Here is a 16,751-nt window from a genome sequence, read left to right as displayed (position 1 = left end):
GGCGCGGACGCTACTCGCCGTCGGCGTCGCCGGTCCGAGGTCCGGCTGCGGCGGCAGATGCCGTGCACACCGCGCACTCGCCGAAGATGTCGACGACGTGGCTGGCGTTCGTGAACCCGTTGGCGGCGGCGACGTCCTGCGCCCACTGCTCGACGGGGTCCGCCTCGATCTCGACGGTCCGGCCGCAGTTCCGGCAGATCAGGTGGTGGTGGTGCGCGTCCGTCGTGCACGCCCGGTACAGCGATTCGCCGTCCTGCTGCAACGAGTCGGCGTCACCCTCGGTCGCCAGGTCGGCGAGCGCCCGGTAGACGGTGGCGAGGCCGATCGTCGAACCCTCGTCACGCAGGTGCTGGTGCAGCGCCTGCGCGCTGACGAACCCCTCGGTGGAGTCGAGGGCACCGCGCACCGCTTCGCGCTGCCACGTGTTCCGCTTGACCTTCTGCACGGCGTTCATGCTGGTGCACCCACCTTCGTTTCGGCTGACGTTCCGGAACCGGTTCCGGTTCCGTTCGTTCCGGACGGGAGGCCCGGTGTGCCCCCGCCACGCTGGTCGCGGCGGACGACCCGGTCGCGTCCACGGCGGTCGCGCCGGGCCCCGACGATCCGGCAGACCACCCAGATCGCGAACGAGATGGTCGTCACGTAGGGGCTGATCGGCAGGCCGCCGCCGAGTGCCAGCAGGATGCCACCGACGACCGACACCACGGCGAACACCGTGGACAGCACCGGCACGACGACCGGGTGCGAGCTGAGCCGCAGTGCCGCGGCAGCCGGGGTGACGAGCAGCGACAGCACGAGCAGGGCGCCGACGATCTGCACCGACACCGCGGTGGCCAGGCCGAGGACGAGCATGAACACGATCGCGAGCGTCCGCACCGGGATGCCGGCGGCCGCGGCCACGTCGGGGTCGACCGACGCGAACATCAGCGGCCGCCAGATGACGAGCAGGGTCGCGACCACGATGGCGGCGATGACGATCAGGAACGTCAGCTGCGGATTGTCCACCGACACGATCTGGCCGGTGAGCAGCCCGAACTTGTTGGCCGCACGTCCCTTGTAGAGCGCCAGGCACAGGATGCCGAGCCCGAGACCGAACGGCATGAGCACGGCGATGATCGAGTTGCGGTCACGCGCCCTCGAGCCGAGCACCCCGATGAGCAGCGCCGCGATCACCGACCCGACGAGCGAGCCCGTGACGACGTTGACACCGAGCAGCAGGGATGCGCTCGCGCCGGCGAAGGACAGCTCCGAGATGCCGTGCACCGCGAAGGGCATGTTCCGGGCGACGACGAACGGGCCGATGAGCCCGCCGACGATGCCGAGCACCGCGCCGGCCCAGATCGAGTTCTGCACCAGGGCCACGAGCTCGCCGTAGTCCTGGAACGAGAAGACCGTCGACAGGACGTCCATCAGATCCGCCCTTCGTCCGACGCCGGGGCGTGCGGGTCGACCTCGCCGTGGTGGTGGTCGTGCGCGTCGTTCGCGCCGACGATGACGATGCGGCCCATCGTGCGGACGACGTCGACGGGGGTGCCGTACAGGTCGCTCAGCACGTCAGCGCGCAGGACCTCGTCGGGGGAACCGATCCGGAACTGGCCGCCGGCGATGTAGAGGACCCGGTCGACGACGTCGAGGATCGGGTTCACGTCGTGCGTCACGAAGAGCACCGCGGCACCCTGCTGCCGACGCTGCCGGTCGATGAGCTCGGTGACGCCGCGTTGGTGCCGCAGGTCGAGTGAGATGAGGGGTTCGTCGCACAGCAGCAGTGCCGGGTCGGCGGCGATGGCCTGACCGACGCGGGTGCGCTGCTGCTCGCCGCCGGACAGCTCGGCCACCGGGGCGTCCGCGAACGCGGTGGCGCCGACCTCGTCGAGGATCCGGTCGATGCGGGCGCGGTCGGCCTTCGACGTCGGCAGGACGCCCCACCGGTGCCCCGTCACGCCCTGCGCGATCATGTCCCGCGCGCGCAGGGGGGTGCCGGCCTCCATGAGCCGCTGCTGCGGGATGTAGCCGATCTTCCGGTGCCCACGACGGACGGGCTGGCCGAGGAACGACATCGTGCCGCTCGTCAGGCGCTGCTGCCCGAGCACCGTGCGCAGGAGCGAAGTCTTCCCGGCGCCGTTCGGGCCGAGGACCGCGACGAACTCCCCCGGCGCGATGTCCAGGTCCAGGTGTCCCCAGAGCTTCCGTTCGCCGAAGGACAGCCCGGCGTCGCGCAGGGCCAGGACCGGACGGGCCGCAGCCCGGTCGTCCACCGAGGTGGTCGCCGGGCTGTCGGTCGTCGCTGCTGCGGTCGAGGTCGTCACTTCTGGAGCGCCGCCTGCACCACGTCGATGTTCGCCTGCTGCCACGAGACGTAATCCTGCCCCTTGGGGAGCGTCTCCGTGACACCGACCACCGGGACGTCGTCCTGGTCGGCGGCCTTCTTGACCTGTTCGGTCTCGGCACTCGAGGTCTGGTCGTTGTAGGCGAGCAGCGCCACGCTCTTGCCACTGAACAGCGCGAGGGTGTCCTTGAGGGCTGCCGGCGGGACGTCGTCGCCCTCCTCGATCGCCTCGGAGAACGCTTCGGGGGTGACGTTGTCGAGACCGATCGCGTCGAAGAGGTAGCCCGGCACCGGCTCGGTGTACGCCACCTTCTCGCCGTCGTACGTCTTCTTCAAGTCGGCGGTCTGGGACTCGAGGCCCTCGAGTTTCGTCGTGAGCGCGTCGGCGTTCTTCTCGAACGTGGTCTTGTCGCCCGCGTCGAGCGCGGACAGGCGCTTCGTGACGTCGTCGACCAGCTTCACCATCGTCGGGTAGCTGTAGAACACGTGCTCGTTGAACTCGGCGTCGCCACCCTTGTCCAAGCCGGACAGCTTCACGACGTTGATGGTGTCGGCCTTGGTGTCCGAGGCGTCGGCGAGCGTGGTCATGAAGTCGTCGTACCCGCCGCCGTTCTCGATGAGCAGGTCGGCCTTCGACACCGCGAGCTGGGTGCGGGCGCTCGACTCGAACGAGTGCGGGTCCTGCGAGGGGTCGTTCAGGATGCTCGTGACCGACACCTGGTCGCCGCCGATCGACTGGACGATCGAGCCGTAGACGTTGGTCGAGGCGACGACGGCGATCTTCCCGTCGCTACTGGCGTTGCCCGAGGCCGAGGAGGTCGCGCAGCCCGTCAGGGCGAGCGCGGCGGCGCCGGCGACGAGCGGGAGGGCGAGGAGGCGGTTGTGCATGCTCCGACGGTAGCGCTTGCTGATAACGATTGTCAAAACCGGTATCAGCGCTCTGGTGGTGACGACAGACGGACAGGAGGCGCGGTGCCAGCTGGCACCGCGCCTCCTGTCCGTCACGTGGTGACGTCTACGGCTTGGTGGCCGCGTCGATCGTGTTCTCGGCGATCGTGTCCTCTTCACGCCCGGGCGTGCGGAGGTTCCACTTCTTGATCACGAAACTGAACAGGAAGTAGTAGACGACCGCGTAGCCGAGGCCGATCGGGATGAGCCAGATCGCCCCGTCCGCCTTGCCGAAGTTCAGCACGTAGTCGATCGCACCGGCCGAGAACGAGAACCCGTCGTGGATGCCGAGGGCGTTGACCAGCGCCAGCGAGGTCCCGGTGAGCACCGCGTGGATGATGTACAGCGGGAACGCCACGAACATGAACGAGTACTCGAGCGGCTCGGTGATGCCGGTCACGAACGAGGTGAGCGCGGCCGAGATCATGATGCCGCCGACGAGCTTGCGGTTCTGCGGCTTGGCGTTGCGCCAGATGGCGAGCGCACCGGCCGGCAGCGCGAACATCATGATCGGGAAGAAGCCGGTCTGGAAGATACCAGCGGTCGGGTCGCCGGCGAGGAAGCGCGGGATGTCGCCGTGCACGATGTCGCCAGCCGCGTTCGTGAAGCTGCCGAGCTGGAACCACGGGAAGAAGTTGAGCAGCTGGTGCAGGCCGATCGGGATGAGCATGCGGTTCGCGAACCCGAAGATGCCGCCACCGATCACAGCGTTGTCCGCAACGGCGGTACCGGCTGCCGTGAGGGCGATGTCGAAGTAGCGGTAGACGAATGCCATGAGCACGGCGATGACGAGACCAGCCGCAGCGGTCAGGATCGGGACGAGGCGACGACCGGAGAAGAAGCCCAGGAAGTCGGGCATCTTCGTGCGGTGGAACTTCTCCCACATGACCGCCGAGACGAGCCCCATCACGATGCCGCCGAGGACACCGAAGTTGATGGTCGCCTGGTCACCGTTCGCGTCCTTGACCCCCGCGAGTACAACCGGGGACATGACTGCGAACACCTGGTACATGACCATGTAGCCGACGACGGCGGCCAGAGCGGTCGTGCCGTCCGACTTCTTCGCCCACCCGATCGCGATGCCGACCGCGAAGAGGAGCGGCAGCCAGGTGAAGATGGCCTGTCCGGCAGCCGAGATGACTCCCGCTCCCGTCTCGAAGCCGGGGATCGCGCCGAGCAGGTCGGGCTGCCCGATGCGGTTCAGGATGCCCGCAGCGGGCATGACCGCGATCGGCAGGAGCAGGCTCCGTCCGAGGCGCTGGGCGTTGGCGAAGAGCCGGGACTGCTTCTTCGGCTTCTTCTTCTCCGGCACGTCCGTGGCAGTGGTGGCGCTCATCGGAGGTCCTCTCGTCATTGGGTGGAGCTGTCGGGGTGAGTTGAGTCGTGCAGCCAGCGCAGGTAACCTCGGCGGTGTCGCCAGGTCCGGTCCTGTCCGGTCATGACCAGTTCCGTAGTCTGAACCGAGACCGGTCCCGTGTCAACCTGGTACGAAAACCCTTAACGAGGAGGAAACGATGGCCGACATCAAGGCAGCCGACATCATCGCCGCGCTCGGCGGTGCCGACAACATCGAAGAGGTCGAGGGCTGCATCACGCGCCTCCGTGTCGAGGTCGAGGACGGCGACCTCGTCGACAAGGCCGCGCTGCAGGCTGCGGGCGCCCAGGCCGTCGTCGGCGGCGGCACCGGCTGGCAGGTCATCGTCGGCACGGTCGCCGACAACCTCGCGCAGGACATCCAGGACGAACTGTGACGGCGGTCCGCACGCCGTTCGCCGGCCCGGTCGTCGCCCTCGCTGACGTGCCGGACCCGGTGTTCGCCGGCCAGCTCGTCGGCGCCGGTGTGGCCGTCGACCCGACGGGCGTCGAGGGCGCGGTCACCGCGGTGGCCCCGGTCGACGGCACCATCGTGAAGCTGCACCCGCACGCGTTCGCCCTGCAGGGCTCGGCGGGCACGGACGTCCTCGTGCACGTCGGTATCGACACCGTGAAGCTGTCGGGCGAGGGCTTCGAGCTCCTCGCCACCGAGGGCTCGACGGTCACGGCCGGCGACCCCGTCGTCCGGTTCACCCCGTCGGTGATCTCGGCCGCCGGCTACTCGCCGATCTGCCCCGTCGTGGTGCTCGGCTCCGCGCCGGACACCGTCGACCAGGGCACGGTGGGCACCTCGGTGCTCGACGGCGACACCCTGTTCGAGGTCTGACCCGGGCGCACCCCGGTTCTTCCTTGCCGAAGCGACTCTGTGCTGCGGAACGTTCGCAGCACAGAGTCGCTTTCGCGTTCGTGCCGGACTACGCGACCGCCGGGGTCGCGGTGACCTCCATCTGCACGCGGTAGCGGTCCGAGCGGTACCAGCTGCGGGTGTGCTCCACGGGGCGCTCCCCCGCGTACGACACCCGGTCGAACTCGAGCACCGGAGCACCGGTCTTCGTGCCGAGCAGGGTCGCGACGTCGTCGGCGGCCGGGTTCGCGGCCACCGTCTGCTGTGCCCGGTCGATCGGGGTGCCGTACTCGTTCGCGATGATCGAGTACACCGACCCGGACAGGTCGTGGTCGAGCAGGCCCGGGAACGCATCGGCCACGAGCCAGGCGTCGTCGATCGACACCGGAGCGCCGTCCGCCATCCGGAGTCGCTTCACGTGGAAGGCCGACACCTCGGCGTCGAGCCGCAGCGCCGCCACGGTGTCACTCGGCGGCACACGTTCCTCGCGCACCAGCACAACCGTGGTCGGGACGTGGCCCATCGCGCGCATCTCCTCGGTGAACGACGCGAGGTGCAGCGTCGACTGCACGGGGCGGTGCGCCACGAACGTGCCCTTGCCGCGCACGCGCTCGAGGTAGCCCTCGTTGACGAGCTGCCCGAGTGCTTCGCGCACGGTGATCCGTGAGACGCCGTACTCGGCGATGAGCTGGCGTTCGGACGGGATCGCGGCGCCGGGGGCCAGGCGCGCGGTGGCGAGGTCGAGCAGGATGCGCCGCAACTGCTGGTGCTTCGGTTCGGCACCCTCGGTGATGCGGCTCGTCATGCGTCCCTCGTGCTCCGTTGCTGGTCCTGGGTGGTGGTCATGCGCGGACATGACCAGTTCCCATCACAGTAGCGAGTCGACCTCGGAACGCCAACGTGCGTGACGTTCCGCGTGGACCGGCGGGAGGGTTCAGGCGTTGCGGACGAGCCAGGCGAACTGTTCGTCGGAGAGCAGCCGGTCGGTCCAGACCTGCCCCTCGACCCCCGCGGCGGAGGACGTCTGCACCCCGGGAGCCCCCTGCCACACGAGTGACAGCCCGGCACGACGGAGCACCGCAGCGGACGCGGGGTTGTTCGTGAGCACGCGACCCGTCACGGGGACGTCCGGCGCGGTCTCGGCAGCAGCGCGCACGGCAGCGAGGGCGATCTCGGACGCGAAGCCCTGCCCCCAGGCCGCGGGAGCCAACCGGTACCCGAGGTTCCAGACCCCACCGGCGGTCATGTCGACCCCGCCGACCCCGACGAACGCGTGGTCAGCAGCGGTCCGGACGGCCCACGAACCGAGTCCGTGTCGGGCCCGCCCACCGATCTTCCGCTGCACCAGGTCCACGCTCGAGCTCCGGGCGACGTGCCGTCCGCTCGGCAGGTGCTGCCAGGTGCGGGCGTCAGCGAACACCGCGTGCACGTCGTCGATGTCGGCCGGCGTGAGCGGGGTGAGCAGGAGGCGATCCGTTCGGATCTCCTGCGAGGGGGTCAGGAGCTGGTGGACCATGCCCCGATCATCCCCCGCACCACCGACATCCGTGTGAACACCACGCGACGTTTGCGGAAGGCCGCAGATGGTGAGCAGAAATGGTCGAGTGGCTCGAAGCCACCCGACCATTTCTGCTCACGAAGCGGAACGACCGACGCATCGACTCCTGAACGCGCTCAGTCGAGCAGGAGCGCGGGCTCCTCGAGCACCGAGGCCACGTCGTGCACGAACCGCGATGCCACGTCGCCGTCGACGACGCGGTGGTCGAACGAGGCGCCGATGGTCGTCACCATGCGCGACCGGACCTCGCCGTCGACGACCCACGGCTTCGGCTTGATCGTGCCCATGGCGACGATGGCGACCTCGCCCGGGTTGAGGATCGGGGTGCCGGTGTCCATGCCGAACACGCCGATGTTCGTGATCGAGACCGTGCCGTTCGCCATCTGCTTCGGAGTCGTCTTGCCGTCACGGGCGGTGAGGGTGAGTTCCTCGAGCGCCTGCGCCAGCTCGAGCAACGACATGTCCTGCGCGTCCTTGATGTTCGGCACGATGAGCCCGCGCGGGGTCGCTGCGGCGATGCCGAGGTTCACGAAGTGGTGGACGATGATCTCGCGATCGGTCCAGGTGGAGTTCACCGAACGGTTGCGGCGGACGGCCCAGATGACGGCCTTCGCCACGATGAGCAGCGGCGAGACCTTGACGCCGGCGAACGTCGGCGAGGCCTTCAGCCGCTTGACGAACTCCATCGTGTGGGTCGCGTCGACGTCGACGAACAGCGACACGTGCGGTGCGGTGAACGCCGAGGTGGTCATCGCGGTCGCGATGGCCTTGCGGACGCCCTTGACCGGGATCGTCTCGCTGCGCACCTCGCCCCACTCGGGCGTCTCGATGTTGCGGAAGACGCTGGCCTGCTTCGCGTGCCGGATGACGTCGTCGCGGGTGACCTCGCCGGCGAACCCGGTCGCGACGATCTCGGTCAGCTCGACACCGAGGTCCTTCGCGAGCTTCCGGATCGGCGGCTTCGCGAGCACGTTGGTCGCGAGGGTCTGCTTGCGCGCGGGCGCGGAGGCCAGACCGGCGATCGCCTCGGCGGTGGTGTCCTCACCGGGATCGCTGGCCGCTTCGGCCGCTGCTTGCGCATCCACACTGGAGGCACGGCTCGCCTCGGCCGCCAGGGCTGCGGCCCGGCGGGCGCCCGGCTTGCGACGGGACGGCGACGAGGTCGCTGAGCCGTAGCCGACGAGGACGGCGCCGGAGGACTCGTCCGTCCCGACGACGGAGGCGCCGTCGGCGACGGGCTGCACCGGTGCTGCCGGTGCTGCCGGTGCAGCCGTGGGCGCGGCAGCGACGACGGGAGCAGGTGCAGCAGCAGGTGCCGGGGCCGCCGCGGGGGCGGGCTGGGTCTGCGCGACCGGAGCTGCCGGGGCGGGCGCTGCCGGCGGGGCCGGGGCGACCACGGGCGAGGTCGGGACGCTGTCGGCGACCGGTGCCGGGCCTCCCGACTGGACGGCCGGGGCTGCCGGAGCGGCGACCGGCGCGCCGGACGCGACCGACGCGTCGGACTCGACACGGATGATCGGCTTGCCGACCTCGACCGTGTCACCCTCGGACACGAGCAGCCCCGTGACGGTGCCGGCGAACGGCGACGGCAGCTCGACGAGCGACTTCGCGGTCTCGATCTCGACCAGGACCTGGTCGACGGTGATCTCGTCCCCGATCGCGACGCGCCACTGCACGATCTCGGCCTCGGTGAGGCCTTCGCCCACGTCGGGCAGGGGGAATTCGGCGACGGCCACTTACGGCTCCTTCGGCGTTCGGACGAGTTGGGTCAGTCGAGCTGGATCAGTACGCGAGGGCGCGGTCGACGGCCTCGAGGACGCGGTCGGCGTCCGGCAGGTGCAGGTGCTCCAGCTTCGAGACCGGGAACGGGATGTCGAACCCGGACACCCGTAGCGGCGGCGCCTGCATCGTGTAGAACGCCTTCTCGGCGACCGTGGCGGCGATCTCGCTGCCGACACTGACGAAGCCGGACGCCTCTTGCGCGATGACGAGGCGACCGGTCTTGCGGACCGAGGTGAGGATCGGGTCCCAGTCGATGGGCGAGATCGAGCGGAGGTCGATGACCTCGCAGCTCGTGCCCTCGGACTCGGCGAGCTCGGCGGCCTGCATGAGGGTCGCGACCATCGCACCGTGGCCGACGAGGGTGACCTCGGTGCCGGTGCGTGCCACGCGCGTGGTGTGCATCGGGACGTGTCCGTCGACGAGGTCGACCTGGCCCTTGGGCCAGTAGCGCGACTTCGGCTCGAGGAAGATCACCGGGTCCTTCGAGGCGATTGCCTCTTGGATCATCCAGTAGGCGTCGTTCGGGGTGCTCGGGCTGACCACGCGCAGACCGGGGGTGTGCGCGAAGTACGCCTCGGGCGACTCCTGGTGGTGCTCCACGGCGCCGATGTGGCCGCCGTAGGGGATGCGGATGACGACGGGCAGCGACATGTGCGCCGGCAGCCGGTTCGCCATCTTCGCGAGCTGCGAGGTGATCTGGTCGAAGCCGGGCCACACGAAGCCGTCGAACTGGATCTCGACGACCGGGCGGTAGCCGCGCAGGGCGAGGCCGATCGCGGTGCCGATGATGCCGGCCTCGGCGAGCGGGGTGTCCCGCACGCGCTCGGGGCCGAACCGGTCCTGCAGGCCCTCGGTGATGCGGAAGACGCCGCCCAGCTGGCCGATGTCCTCGCCCATCAGCAGGACCTTGTCGTCCGCCTGCATCGCCGCGGCGAGCCCGGCGTTGAGGGCCTTCGCCATCGGCAGGGTCGGGGTCGGGTCGCTCGGGACCTCGCCGGCGCCCGGGTGGGAGCGCAGCGTGTAGTCGAAGAGCTGCTCGGTGGTGCTCATGCGTGGGCGCCCCCTTCGAAGCCGGCCTCGTACTGTTCGAGCCAGGCCTTCTGCTCGGCGACCAGCGGGTGCGGCTCGCGGTAGACGTTGTCGAACATGACGTCGACGGACGGCGGGGTCAGCGCCACGGTGCGGCGGCGGACGTCGGCGGCGATGTCCTCGCCCTCTTCGTCGAACGCGGCGAACTGCTCGTCGGTCGCGCCCTTCGAGCGCAGGTACGCCTCGGAGCGGACGATCGGGTCGCGTCGGACCCAGTCCTCGAGCTCGCCGTCGGCGCGGTACCGGCTCGGGTCGTCCGAGCTGGTGTGCGCGCCGATGCGGTAGGTGTCGGCCTCGATGAAGGCCGGACCCTGGCCGCTGCGGGCGTGGTCGGTGGCGACGACCGAGGCCGTGTACGAGGCGAGGATGTCGTTGCCGTCGATCAGCACGCTCGGGATCCCGAAGCCGCGGGGACGGTCGACGAGCGGCGTCGGCGACTGCACCGACACCGGCACCGAGATCGCCCAGTGGTTGTTCTGCAGGAAGAAGACGACGGGGGCCTTCGTGGACGCCGAGAACACGTACGCCTCGTTCACGTCGCCCTGGCTCGTCGCGCCGTCGCCGAAGTAGACGATGGAGCACGCGTCACGGTCGGGGTCGCCCGTGCCGACGTCGCCGTCGAGCTTCTGACCGAGCGCGTAGCCCGTGGCGTGCAGGGTCTGCGAGCCGATCACCAGGGTGGAGATGTGCGTGTTGCCGCGCTGGTCCGGGTCCCATCCACCGTGGGTCTGCCCGCGGTACATCGCGATGATCTCCATCGGCTCGACACCGCGCTGCATCGTGACGGCGTGCTCGCGGTACGAGGGGAAGACGTGGTCCTGGGCGCGCAGGGCGAAGGCGGAACCGGTCTGCGCCGCTTCCTGCCCGTGACTCGGCACCCAGAGGCCGAGCTGGCCGGTGCGCTGCAGGTTGTGGCCGGCGTGGTCGAACCGTCGGGTGAGGACCATGCGGCGGTGCATCGCCAGCAGGGTCTCGTCGGGGATCGCCCGCGCGGCGGCGGCGAACTCGGCGTTCTCGTCGGACTCCACGAACCGACCCTCGGGGTCGAGGAGCCGGACGGTGGTCGTCGCGGGAGCCGCGGCGCGGAATGACATGCGGGCCAGCGTAGCGGCAGGCATCAGTCGGCCACCTGGAGGTCCCCCACAAGCGAGCGGGCCGTTTCGAGGAGCGTTTCCACAGCCTCGTGCTCGCCGATCGAGATGCGGATGCCCTCCGGCGGGAAGGCCCGCACGATGATGCCGGCCTCCTCGAAGGCGGCAGCCGCCGCGACCGTGCGGTCCCCCGTCGGCAGCCAGACGAAGTTGCCCTGGGCGTCCGGCACGGCCCACCCCTGCTCGCGCAGCTCGGTGACGATGCGGTCCCGCAGCGCGGCGATCTCGGAGACCCGCTCGAGCAGTTCGCCCTCGCGTTCCAGGCTGGCCAGTGCGGCCGCCTGCCCCTGGGCCGTGACGGAGAGGGGGATCGCGCACGCGCGGACCGCCTCGAGCACGTACACCGGGCCGAGGGCGTAGCCGACGCGCAGCCCGGCGAGACCGTACGCCTTCGAGAACGTCCGGAGGACGACCAGGTTCGGGTAGCGGGCCAGCAACGGGTGCCCGTGCACGGCGGCCTCGTCGGTGGCGAACTCGGCGTATGCCTCGTCGAGCACGACCAGCACGGACTGCGGCACCGCGGCCATGAAGGACGCGAACTCGGACTCGGTCACGATCGGGCCGGTCGGGTTGTTCGGCGTGCACACGATCACCATGCGGGTGCGGTCGGTGACGGCGGCGGCCATCGCATCGAGGTCGTGGCCGCCGTCCGGCCGGTTCGGCACCTGCACGCTCGTGGCGCCCGCGACGGTGACGACGCCGGGGTAGGCCTCGAACGACCGCCAGGCGTAGACGATCTCGTCGCCCGGACCGGAGGTCGCACGGGCGAGCTCGTGCAGGATCGCGACGCTGCCGGGGGCGACGTGCACCTCGTCGGCGGTCAGCCCGAAGCGGTTCGCGAGCGCGGCGCGCACGGCCAGGGCGGTGGCGTCGGGGTAGCGGTTGAACGCGGTCTGCGCCTGCACGGCCTGGACCACCCCGGGGAGCGGGGGGAACGGGTTCTCGTTGCTCGACAGCTTGAAGGCGTCGTCGGCGGCCTGGCGTCCCTGCTTGTAGGCGGGGAGGACGGCGATCTCCGGCCGGATGTGCACACGCTCGTCAGTCACCGGTTCAGGTTACCGGCACGTGCGCGGGGACCGGAGGGCATCATGGGTGCATGCGATTCCTCGTCCGCCTCGTCGTCAACGCCGTGGCCCTCTGGCTCACCACGCTCATCGTCAGCGGCGTCTCCGTCACCGCGTTCGGCGACGGCGGGACCACGGCGACTGTGCTCACCTACCTGCTCGTGGCCTTCGTGTTCGGGCTCGTCAACGCCGTGATCGGCACGCTGATCCGGATCGTGGCGTTCCCGATCTACATCCTGACCCTCGGGCTGATCTCCTTCATCGTGAACGCGGTCCTGCTGCTCATCGTCGCGGGCATCTCGGACGCGTTCGGCTTCGGGCTCGAGGTCGAGTCGTTCGGCTGGGGCATCGTCGGCGCCTTCGTGCTCGCCGTCTTCGCCTGGCTGATCGGGCTGTTCGTCCGTCCGGTGCTGAACCGCCAGCGGGCGTGACGCGGACGGACCTCGCGGAGGAACCCTCCCTGCGTCATGATGTGACCATGGCCCCGGACGTCGACGCCCCGTTCCGCGTCTCGTTCGTCTGCAGTGGCAACATCTGCCGGTCCCCGATGGCCGGCGTGGTCTTCGCGCAGATCGCCGCGGACGCCGGGCTCGCCGACCGCTTCCACGTCGAGTCAGCAGGCACCGGTGACTGGCACGTCGGCGAACCGGCCGACGAGCGCACGATCGCAGCCCTCGCGGCACGCGGATACGATGGCAGCAGGCATCGCGCCCGTCAGTTCGACCCGGACCGGTTCCCGGACCTCGATCTGGTGGTCGCACTCGACCGCTCCCACGAACGCGTCCTGCGATCGTGGGCACCGACCATGGACGACTCCGCCAAGGTGACGCTCCTGCTGCGGTACGACGACGCCTGGCCCCAGCAGACCGACGTGCCGGACCCGTACTACGCGGACCGGCACGAGTTCGACCGAGTGCTCTCGACCGTCGAACGGGCCTGCCGGGCGCTCTTCCACCAGCTCGAGCCGGCCGTCCGTCAGGGAGCCCCATGACCCCCCTTCCCCCGCAGCCGATCAGCCCGCTCGACGGGCGCTACTACCCGATCGTGCACACGGTGGGCGAGCACCTCTCCGAGGCCGGACTCAACCGTGCGCGCATCGTGGTCGAGGTCGAGTGGCTGGTCTTCCTGACCGACCACGCGATGTTCACCACCTCGCCGCTCAGCGTCGACGACAAGGCCGCGCTCCGGCGCATCGTCGAGACCTTCGGCCACGACCAGATCGCCGAACTCGCCGAGATCGAGGCGACGACCCGCCACGACGTCAAGGCCGTCGAGTACTTCGTCCGCCGCCGGCTCTCGGAGCTCGGGCTGGACGCGATCGCCGAGCTCACCCACTTCGCCGCCACGAGCGAGGACGTCAACAACCTGTCCTACGCCCTGACCGTGCGCGACACCGTCGACCAGGTCTGGCTGCCGGCGTACCGTGCCGTGCTCGAGAAGCTGCGGACCCTCGCGGTCGAGCTGCGCGCCGTCCCGATGCTCTCGCACACGCACGGGCAGCCCGCGACCCCGTCGACGCTCGGCAAGGAGCTCGCGGTCGTGGTCTACCGGCTCGAGCGCGTCCTGGCCCAGATCGAGGGCGGCGAGTACCTCGGCAAGTTCTCCGGCGCGACCGGCACCTTCTCGGCCCACCTCGCCGCCGACCCCGAGGCCGACTGGCCGACGCTGTCGCGCGAGTTCGTCGAGGGCCTCGGGCTGACCTGGAACCCGCTCACCACGCAGATCGAGTCGCACGACTGGCAGGCCGAGCTGTACGACCGGATCCGGCACGCCAACCGCATCCTGCACAACCTGGCGACCGACGTGTGGACCTACATCTCGATGGGGTACTTCACGCAGATCCCGGTCGCCGGTGCCACCGGGTCGTCGACGATGCCGCACAAGATCAACCCGATCAAGTTCGAGAACGCCGAGGCGAACCTCGAGATCTCGTCGGCGCTGTTCTCCACCCTGTCCGAGACCCTCGTGACGAGCCGTCTGCAGCGCGACCTGACCGACTCGACCACGCAGCGGAACATCGGCGTCGCGTTCGGGCACTCGCTGCTCGCGCTCGACAACCTGCGCCGCGGCCTGGGCGAGATCTCGGTGAACGAGGCCAAGCTCGCCGACGACCTGGACCACAACTGGGAGGTCCTCGCCGAGGCGATCCAGACGGTCATCCGTGCCGAGGTCACCGCCGGGCAGTCGAACATCGAGGACCCCTACGCGATGCTCAAGGACCTCACCCGCGGCAAGCGGGTGACCCAGCAGGACCTCATCGTGTTCGTGAACGGTCTGGACATCTCGGACGGTGCGAAGGCCCGGCTGACGAACCTGACGCCGGCGACGTACACGGGCCTGGCGGACGAGCTGGTCGACCACCTCGACGTCTGACGCTGTTCACCTGCACGATGTGAACACTGTGCTCCAAAGGGGTGCGGAATCCTCATGAAGTCGGTAGGTTCGTTCCGCTGAGCATCGTCTCAGCACGGGGGCGTCACAGAGGACGACCCCTGTCCTCTGACCGGATGGATCTCCACACCGTGCTTCGTTCCCGCATCACCGCGGCCGCCGTCGGCGCCACCGTGCTCGGCGTCACCGCTGCGCTCGTCCCCACCGTCTCCACCGCGAACCAGACGACCACCGCCGCGTCGGCGATCGTGACCTGGACCGACTCGGCCGCCGACTTCACTGCGGCACCCGAGGGCACCGTCCCGCTGAACGACAAGTGGTACTGGGCGGCGCTGTCCGACCCGACCGCCGGCGGGGAGATCACCGACTTCGCGACGCTCGACGAGGACGGCCTGTCGGTCTCCGACGGCGAGGCCGTCGGCCTGGTCCGCGGCCTGACGAAGCCGGTGCCCGGCGGCGAGGTCGGGGCGCTCGCCTCCGGCCTCAGCACCACGACGACCGGGGCGACGAGCTTCGGCCTCGCGATCCAGGAGGGCGGCGACACCAGCGCCCAGACCGTCGTCTTCGCCACCGACGCCCGCAACACCGACGGTGTCAGCGACGGCCTCACCCGGTGGATCGACCCCGCCACCGGCGAGGTCGAGTCGACCTCGAAGCTCGCCACCGACCTGAAGGCAGCAGACGCCGAGGTCGTCGGCTACGTCGTCTACGTCGGCATCGACATCACCGCCGAGGTCCCCGGACCGCCCGCGACCGACGAACCGACCGAGACGCCGGCCCCGACCGAGACGCCCGCCCCGACCGAGACCCCGGCTCCGACCGAGACCCCCGCGCCCACCGAGACGCCGACGACCGCCCCGACGCCGCCGACCACCGAGGCTCCTGACGCGACCACCGCCCCCGGCGGCGAGCTGAAGAGCCTCGCCTCGCCGCTCGAGTCCGACGCCCAGGCCCTCGCCGCCGACGCCAGCGGTTCGATCTCGGCCCTGCGCATCGACGACACCACGACGTACTTCACGCCGCAGCCCACCGCGGCAGCACGTCTGCTCACCACCTCCGCCACGCTGACCGAGGCCACCACCACCGGTGTCCGCGTGCAGGGCTCGGGCTTCGCCCCGAACGAGGTCGTCACCGCTGCCGTCGGCGACGCAGCCGACGCCGTCGCGATCCCCGGCGTCCAGTTCCGCGCCGACGCTGAAGGCAACGTCTCCGGGACCATCGTCCTGCCCGCCGACCTCGTCGACTCGGCCGGCACCTACGTGCTCGGTCTCGTCGGCCTGTCGTCGGGGCAGACGGCCGCGACGACCCTCACCGTGACGGCCGACGCGGCCACGGCGCCGGTCGCCGTGCCGGTGCCCGGAACGGCGACCTTCACGGGCTGATCTTGCCGATCCTCCCGACCGAGCCACGGCGGCGCGCGACACTGATCGCCGCCGCCGTGGCCGTCGTCTGCGCCGGGGCGGTGGCGTTCGTCGCCCTCGGCCCCCTGTCGGCGGCCCCCGCGCCGACCCCGACACGGTCCGTCGCCGCGAGCGCGACGCCGACCCCCACGGCGACACCGGGCCCGACGCGCTCCGCAGGCCCCACCGATGCGGTCGACGCGCCCGCGAGCACGACCGTCGCGGCCGTCCGCGGTGACAGCGTGCCGGTCAGCCGTACGCCCGGCGGCGCGGCCACGACCACCCTGTCGAACCCGCAGCAGTCCGGCGCACCACTCGTCTTCCGTGTGGTCGACCAGCGGGACGGCTGGGCGCAGGTGCAGCTCGCAAAGCGTCCGAACGGCAGCACCGGGTGGGTCCCGACGAGCGCGGTCGCCCTCACCGAGGACCCGTACGCCATCGTGGTCACCCGCGCGGAGAACACGCTCGACCTGTACAAGGACGGCAAGGTCGTCGACAGCTACCCCGTCGCGACCGGCACCGGCGGCACCCCGTCACCGACCGGCCGCTTCGCCCTGACCGAGCTGCTCGCCCCGACGAACAGCGGCTACGGCCCGTACGCGTACGGCACGACGGCGTTCTCGGACGTCCTCAACTCGTTCGGCGGCGGCCCGGGCCAGATCGGCCTGCACGGCACCGACGACAGCTCGAGCATCGGGACCGCTGCCTCGCACGGCTGCATCCGCATGCACAACGCCGACATCAGCGCCCTGGCCGAGCTCCTGCCGCTCGGCACACCGTTCCAGGTGCGCTGAGCGCGTTTCCGCGCACGGAGCGGGTCTGCC

General features: G+C 70.4%; 18 protein-coding genes. 7 read left to right on the top strand and 11 right to left on the bottom strand.

Annotation, left to right across the window (positions count from 1 at the left end; translation table 11 throughout):
• Positions 1 to 10: 10 nt before the first annotated feature.
• The 5 genes from EDF23_RS15185 to EDF23_RS15165 all read right to left on the bottom strand — a co-directional run bounded on the left by EDF23_RS15185 (position 11) and on the right by EDF23_RS15165 (position 4,610).
• Positions 11 to 454 (bottom strand): transcriptional repressor, encoded by a 444-nt coding sequence (locus EDF23_RS15185; RefSeq protein WP_123293457.1) that lies wholly within the window; start codon positions 452 to 454, stop codon positions 11 to 13.
• Positions 451 to 1,410: a metal ABC transporter permease gene (locus EDF23_RS15180; RefSeq protein WP_131922124.1), complete on the bottom strand. Its 960-nt coding sequence runs from the start codon at positions 1,408 to 1,410 to the stop codon at positions 451 to 453. The genes EDF23_RS15185 and EDF23_RS15180 overlap by 4 nt, the downstream gene beginning before the upstream one ends.
• Complete coding sequence (locus tag EDF23_RS15175) at positions 1,410 to 2,255, bottom strand: ATP-binding cassette domain-containing protein (RefSeq protein WP_131922184.1); 846 nt, start codon at positions 2,253 to 2,255, stop codon at positions 1,410 to 1,412. Before EDF23_RS15175 ends, EDF23_RS15180 begins: the two co-directional genes overlap by 1 nt.
• Before the next feature lie 47 nt (positions 2,256 to 2,302).
• Complete coding sequence (locus EDF23_RS15170; protein ID WP_131922123.1) at positions 2,303 to 3,214, bottom strand: zinc ABC transporter substrate-binding protein; 912 nt, start codon at positions 3,212 to 3,214, stop codon at positions 2,303 to 2,305.
• A 127-nt stretch (positions 3,215 to 3,341) separates the two neighbouring features.
• Positions 3,342 to 4,610, bottom strand: a complete 1,269-nt coding sequence (locus EDF23_RS15165; protein WP_123293455.1) for a PTS transporter subunit EIIC — start codon at positions 4,608 to 4,610, stop codon at positions 3,342 to 3,344.
• Positions 4,611 to 4,788: 178 nt separating this feature from the next.
• Between EDF23_RS15165 and EDF23_RS15160 the strand changes: the two genes are divergently transcribed.
• Positions 4,789 to 5,025, top strand: coding sequence for a PTS transporter subunit EIIB (locus EDF23_RS15160; protein ID WP_071253138.1), 237 nt, complete (start codon positions 4,789 to 4,791; stop codon positions 5,023 to 5,025).
• On the top strand, positions 5,022 to 5,474 hold the full coding sequence (locus EDF23_RS15155; protein WP_123293454.1) for a glucose PTS transporter subunit IIA: 453 nt from the start codon (positions 5,022 to 5,024) through the stop codon (positions 5,472 to 5,474). Before EDF23_RS15160 ends, EDF23_RS15155 begins: the two co-directional genes overlap by 4 nt.
• A gap of 88 nt (positions 5,475 to 5,562) precedes the next feature.
• Here EDF23_RS15155 and EDF23_RS15150 read toward each other — a convergent pair whose 3' ends face one another.
• The 6 genes from EDF23_RS15150 to EDF23_RS15125 all read right to left on the bottom strand — a co-directional run bounded on the left by EDF23_RS15150 (position 5,563) and on the right by EDF23_RS15125 (position 12,118).
• Positions 5,563 to 6,297, bottom strand: coding sequence for a GntR family transcriptional regulator (locus EDF23_RS15150; RefSeq protein ID WP_123293453.1), 735 nt, complete (start codon positions 6,295 to 6,297; stop codon positions 5,563 to 5,565).
• Positions 6,298 to 6,426: 129 nt separating this feature from the next.
• The gene (locus EDF23_RS15145) at positions 6,427 to 7,008 is read right to left on the bottom strand and encodes a GNAT family N-acetyltransferase (RefSeq protein WP_165901144.1); all 582 of its coding nucleotides are present in this window, start codon (positions 7,006 to 7,008) and stop codon (positions 6,427 to 6,429) included.
• Positions 7,009 to 7,166: 158 nt separating this feature from the next.
• Entirely contained in the window at positions 7,167 to 8,786 is a 1,620-nt protein-coding gene (locus EDF23_RS15140) for a dihydrolipoamide acetyltransferase family protein (protein ID WP_131922121.1), read from the bottom strand.
• Between the two features lie 46 nt (positions 8,787 to 8,832).
• Positions 8,833 to 9,792, bottom strand: a complete 960-nt coding sequence (locus tag EDF23_RS15135) for an alpha-ketoacid dehydrogenase subunit beta (RefSeq protein WP_131845166.1) — start codon at positions 9,790 to 9,792, stop codon at positions 8,833 to 8,835.
• An 86-nt stretch (positions 9,793 to 9,878) separates the two neighbouring features.
• A complete protein-coding gene (locus EDF23_RS15130) occupies positions 9,879 to 11,015 on the bottom strand; it encodes a thiamine pyrophosphate-dependent dehydrogenase E1 component subunit alpha (protein WP_111087051.1) in 1,137 nt (378 codons plus the stop codon).
• A 23-nt stretch (positions 11,016 to 11,038) separates the two neighbouring features.
• On the bottom strand, positions 11,039 to 12,118 hold the full coding sequence (locus EDF23_RS15125; protein ID WP_123293828.1) for a histidinol-phosphate transaminase: 1,080 nt from the start codon (positions 12,116 to 12,118) through the stop codon (positions 11,039 to 11,041).
• 50 nt (positions 12,119 to 12,168) lie between these two features.
• On the opposite strand from EDF23_RS15125, the gene EDF23_RS15120 reads away from it, so the two are divergent.
• The 5 genes from EDF23_RS15120 (at position 12,169) to EDF23_RS15100 (ending at position 16,721) form a co-directional block, all read left to right on the top strand.
• Complete coding sequence (locus tag EDF23_RS15120; RefSeq protein ID WP_123293450.1) at positions 12,169 to 12,567, top strand: phage holin family protein; 399 nt, start codon at positions 12,169 to 12,171, stop codon at positions 12,565 to 12,567.
• 47 nt (positions 12,568 to 12,614) lie between these two features.
• On the top strand, positions 12,615 to 13,127 hold the full coding sequence (locus EDF23_RS15115) for a low molecular weight protein-tyrosine-phosphatase (protein WP_111087056.1): 513 nt from the start codon (positions 12,615 to 12,617) through the stop codon (positions 13,125 to 13,127).
• On the top strand, positions 13,124 to 14,509 hold the full coding sequence (gene purB, locus EDF23_RS15110; RefSeq protein WP_123672158.1) for an adenylosuccinate lyase: 1,386 nt from the start codon (positions 13,124 to 13,126) through the stop codon (positions 14,507 to 14,509). Before EDF23_RS15115 ends, purB begins: the two co-directional genes overlap by 4 nt.
• 134 nt (positions 14,510 to 14,643) lie before the next feature.
• Complete coding sequence (locus EDF23_RS15105) at positions 14,644 to 15,909, top strand: hypothetical protein (RefSeq protein ID WP_131922120.1); 1,266 nt, start codon at positions 14,644 to 14,646, stop codon at positions 15,907 to 15,909.
• 2 nt (positions 15,910 to 15,911) lie between these two features.
• A complete protein-coding gene (locus EDF23_RS15100; RefSeq protein ID WP_243648943.1) occupies positions 15,912 to 16,721 on the top strand; it encodes a L,D-transpeptidase family protein in 810 nt (269 codons plus the stop codon).
• Positions 16,722 to 16,751 lie beyond the last annotated feature (30 nt).

Source organism: Curtobacterium sp. PhB128, assembly GCF_004340725.1.
In the GTDB taxonomy this organism is placed as follows: domain Bacteria; phylum Actinomycetota; class Actinomycetes; order Actinomycetales; family Microbacteriaceae; genus Curtobacterium.
This window is presented reverse-complemented; position numbering and strand designations above follow the sequence as displayed.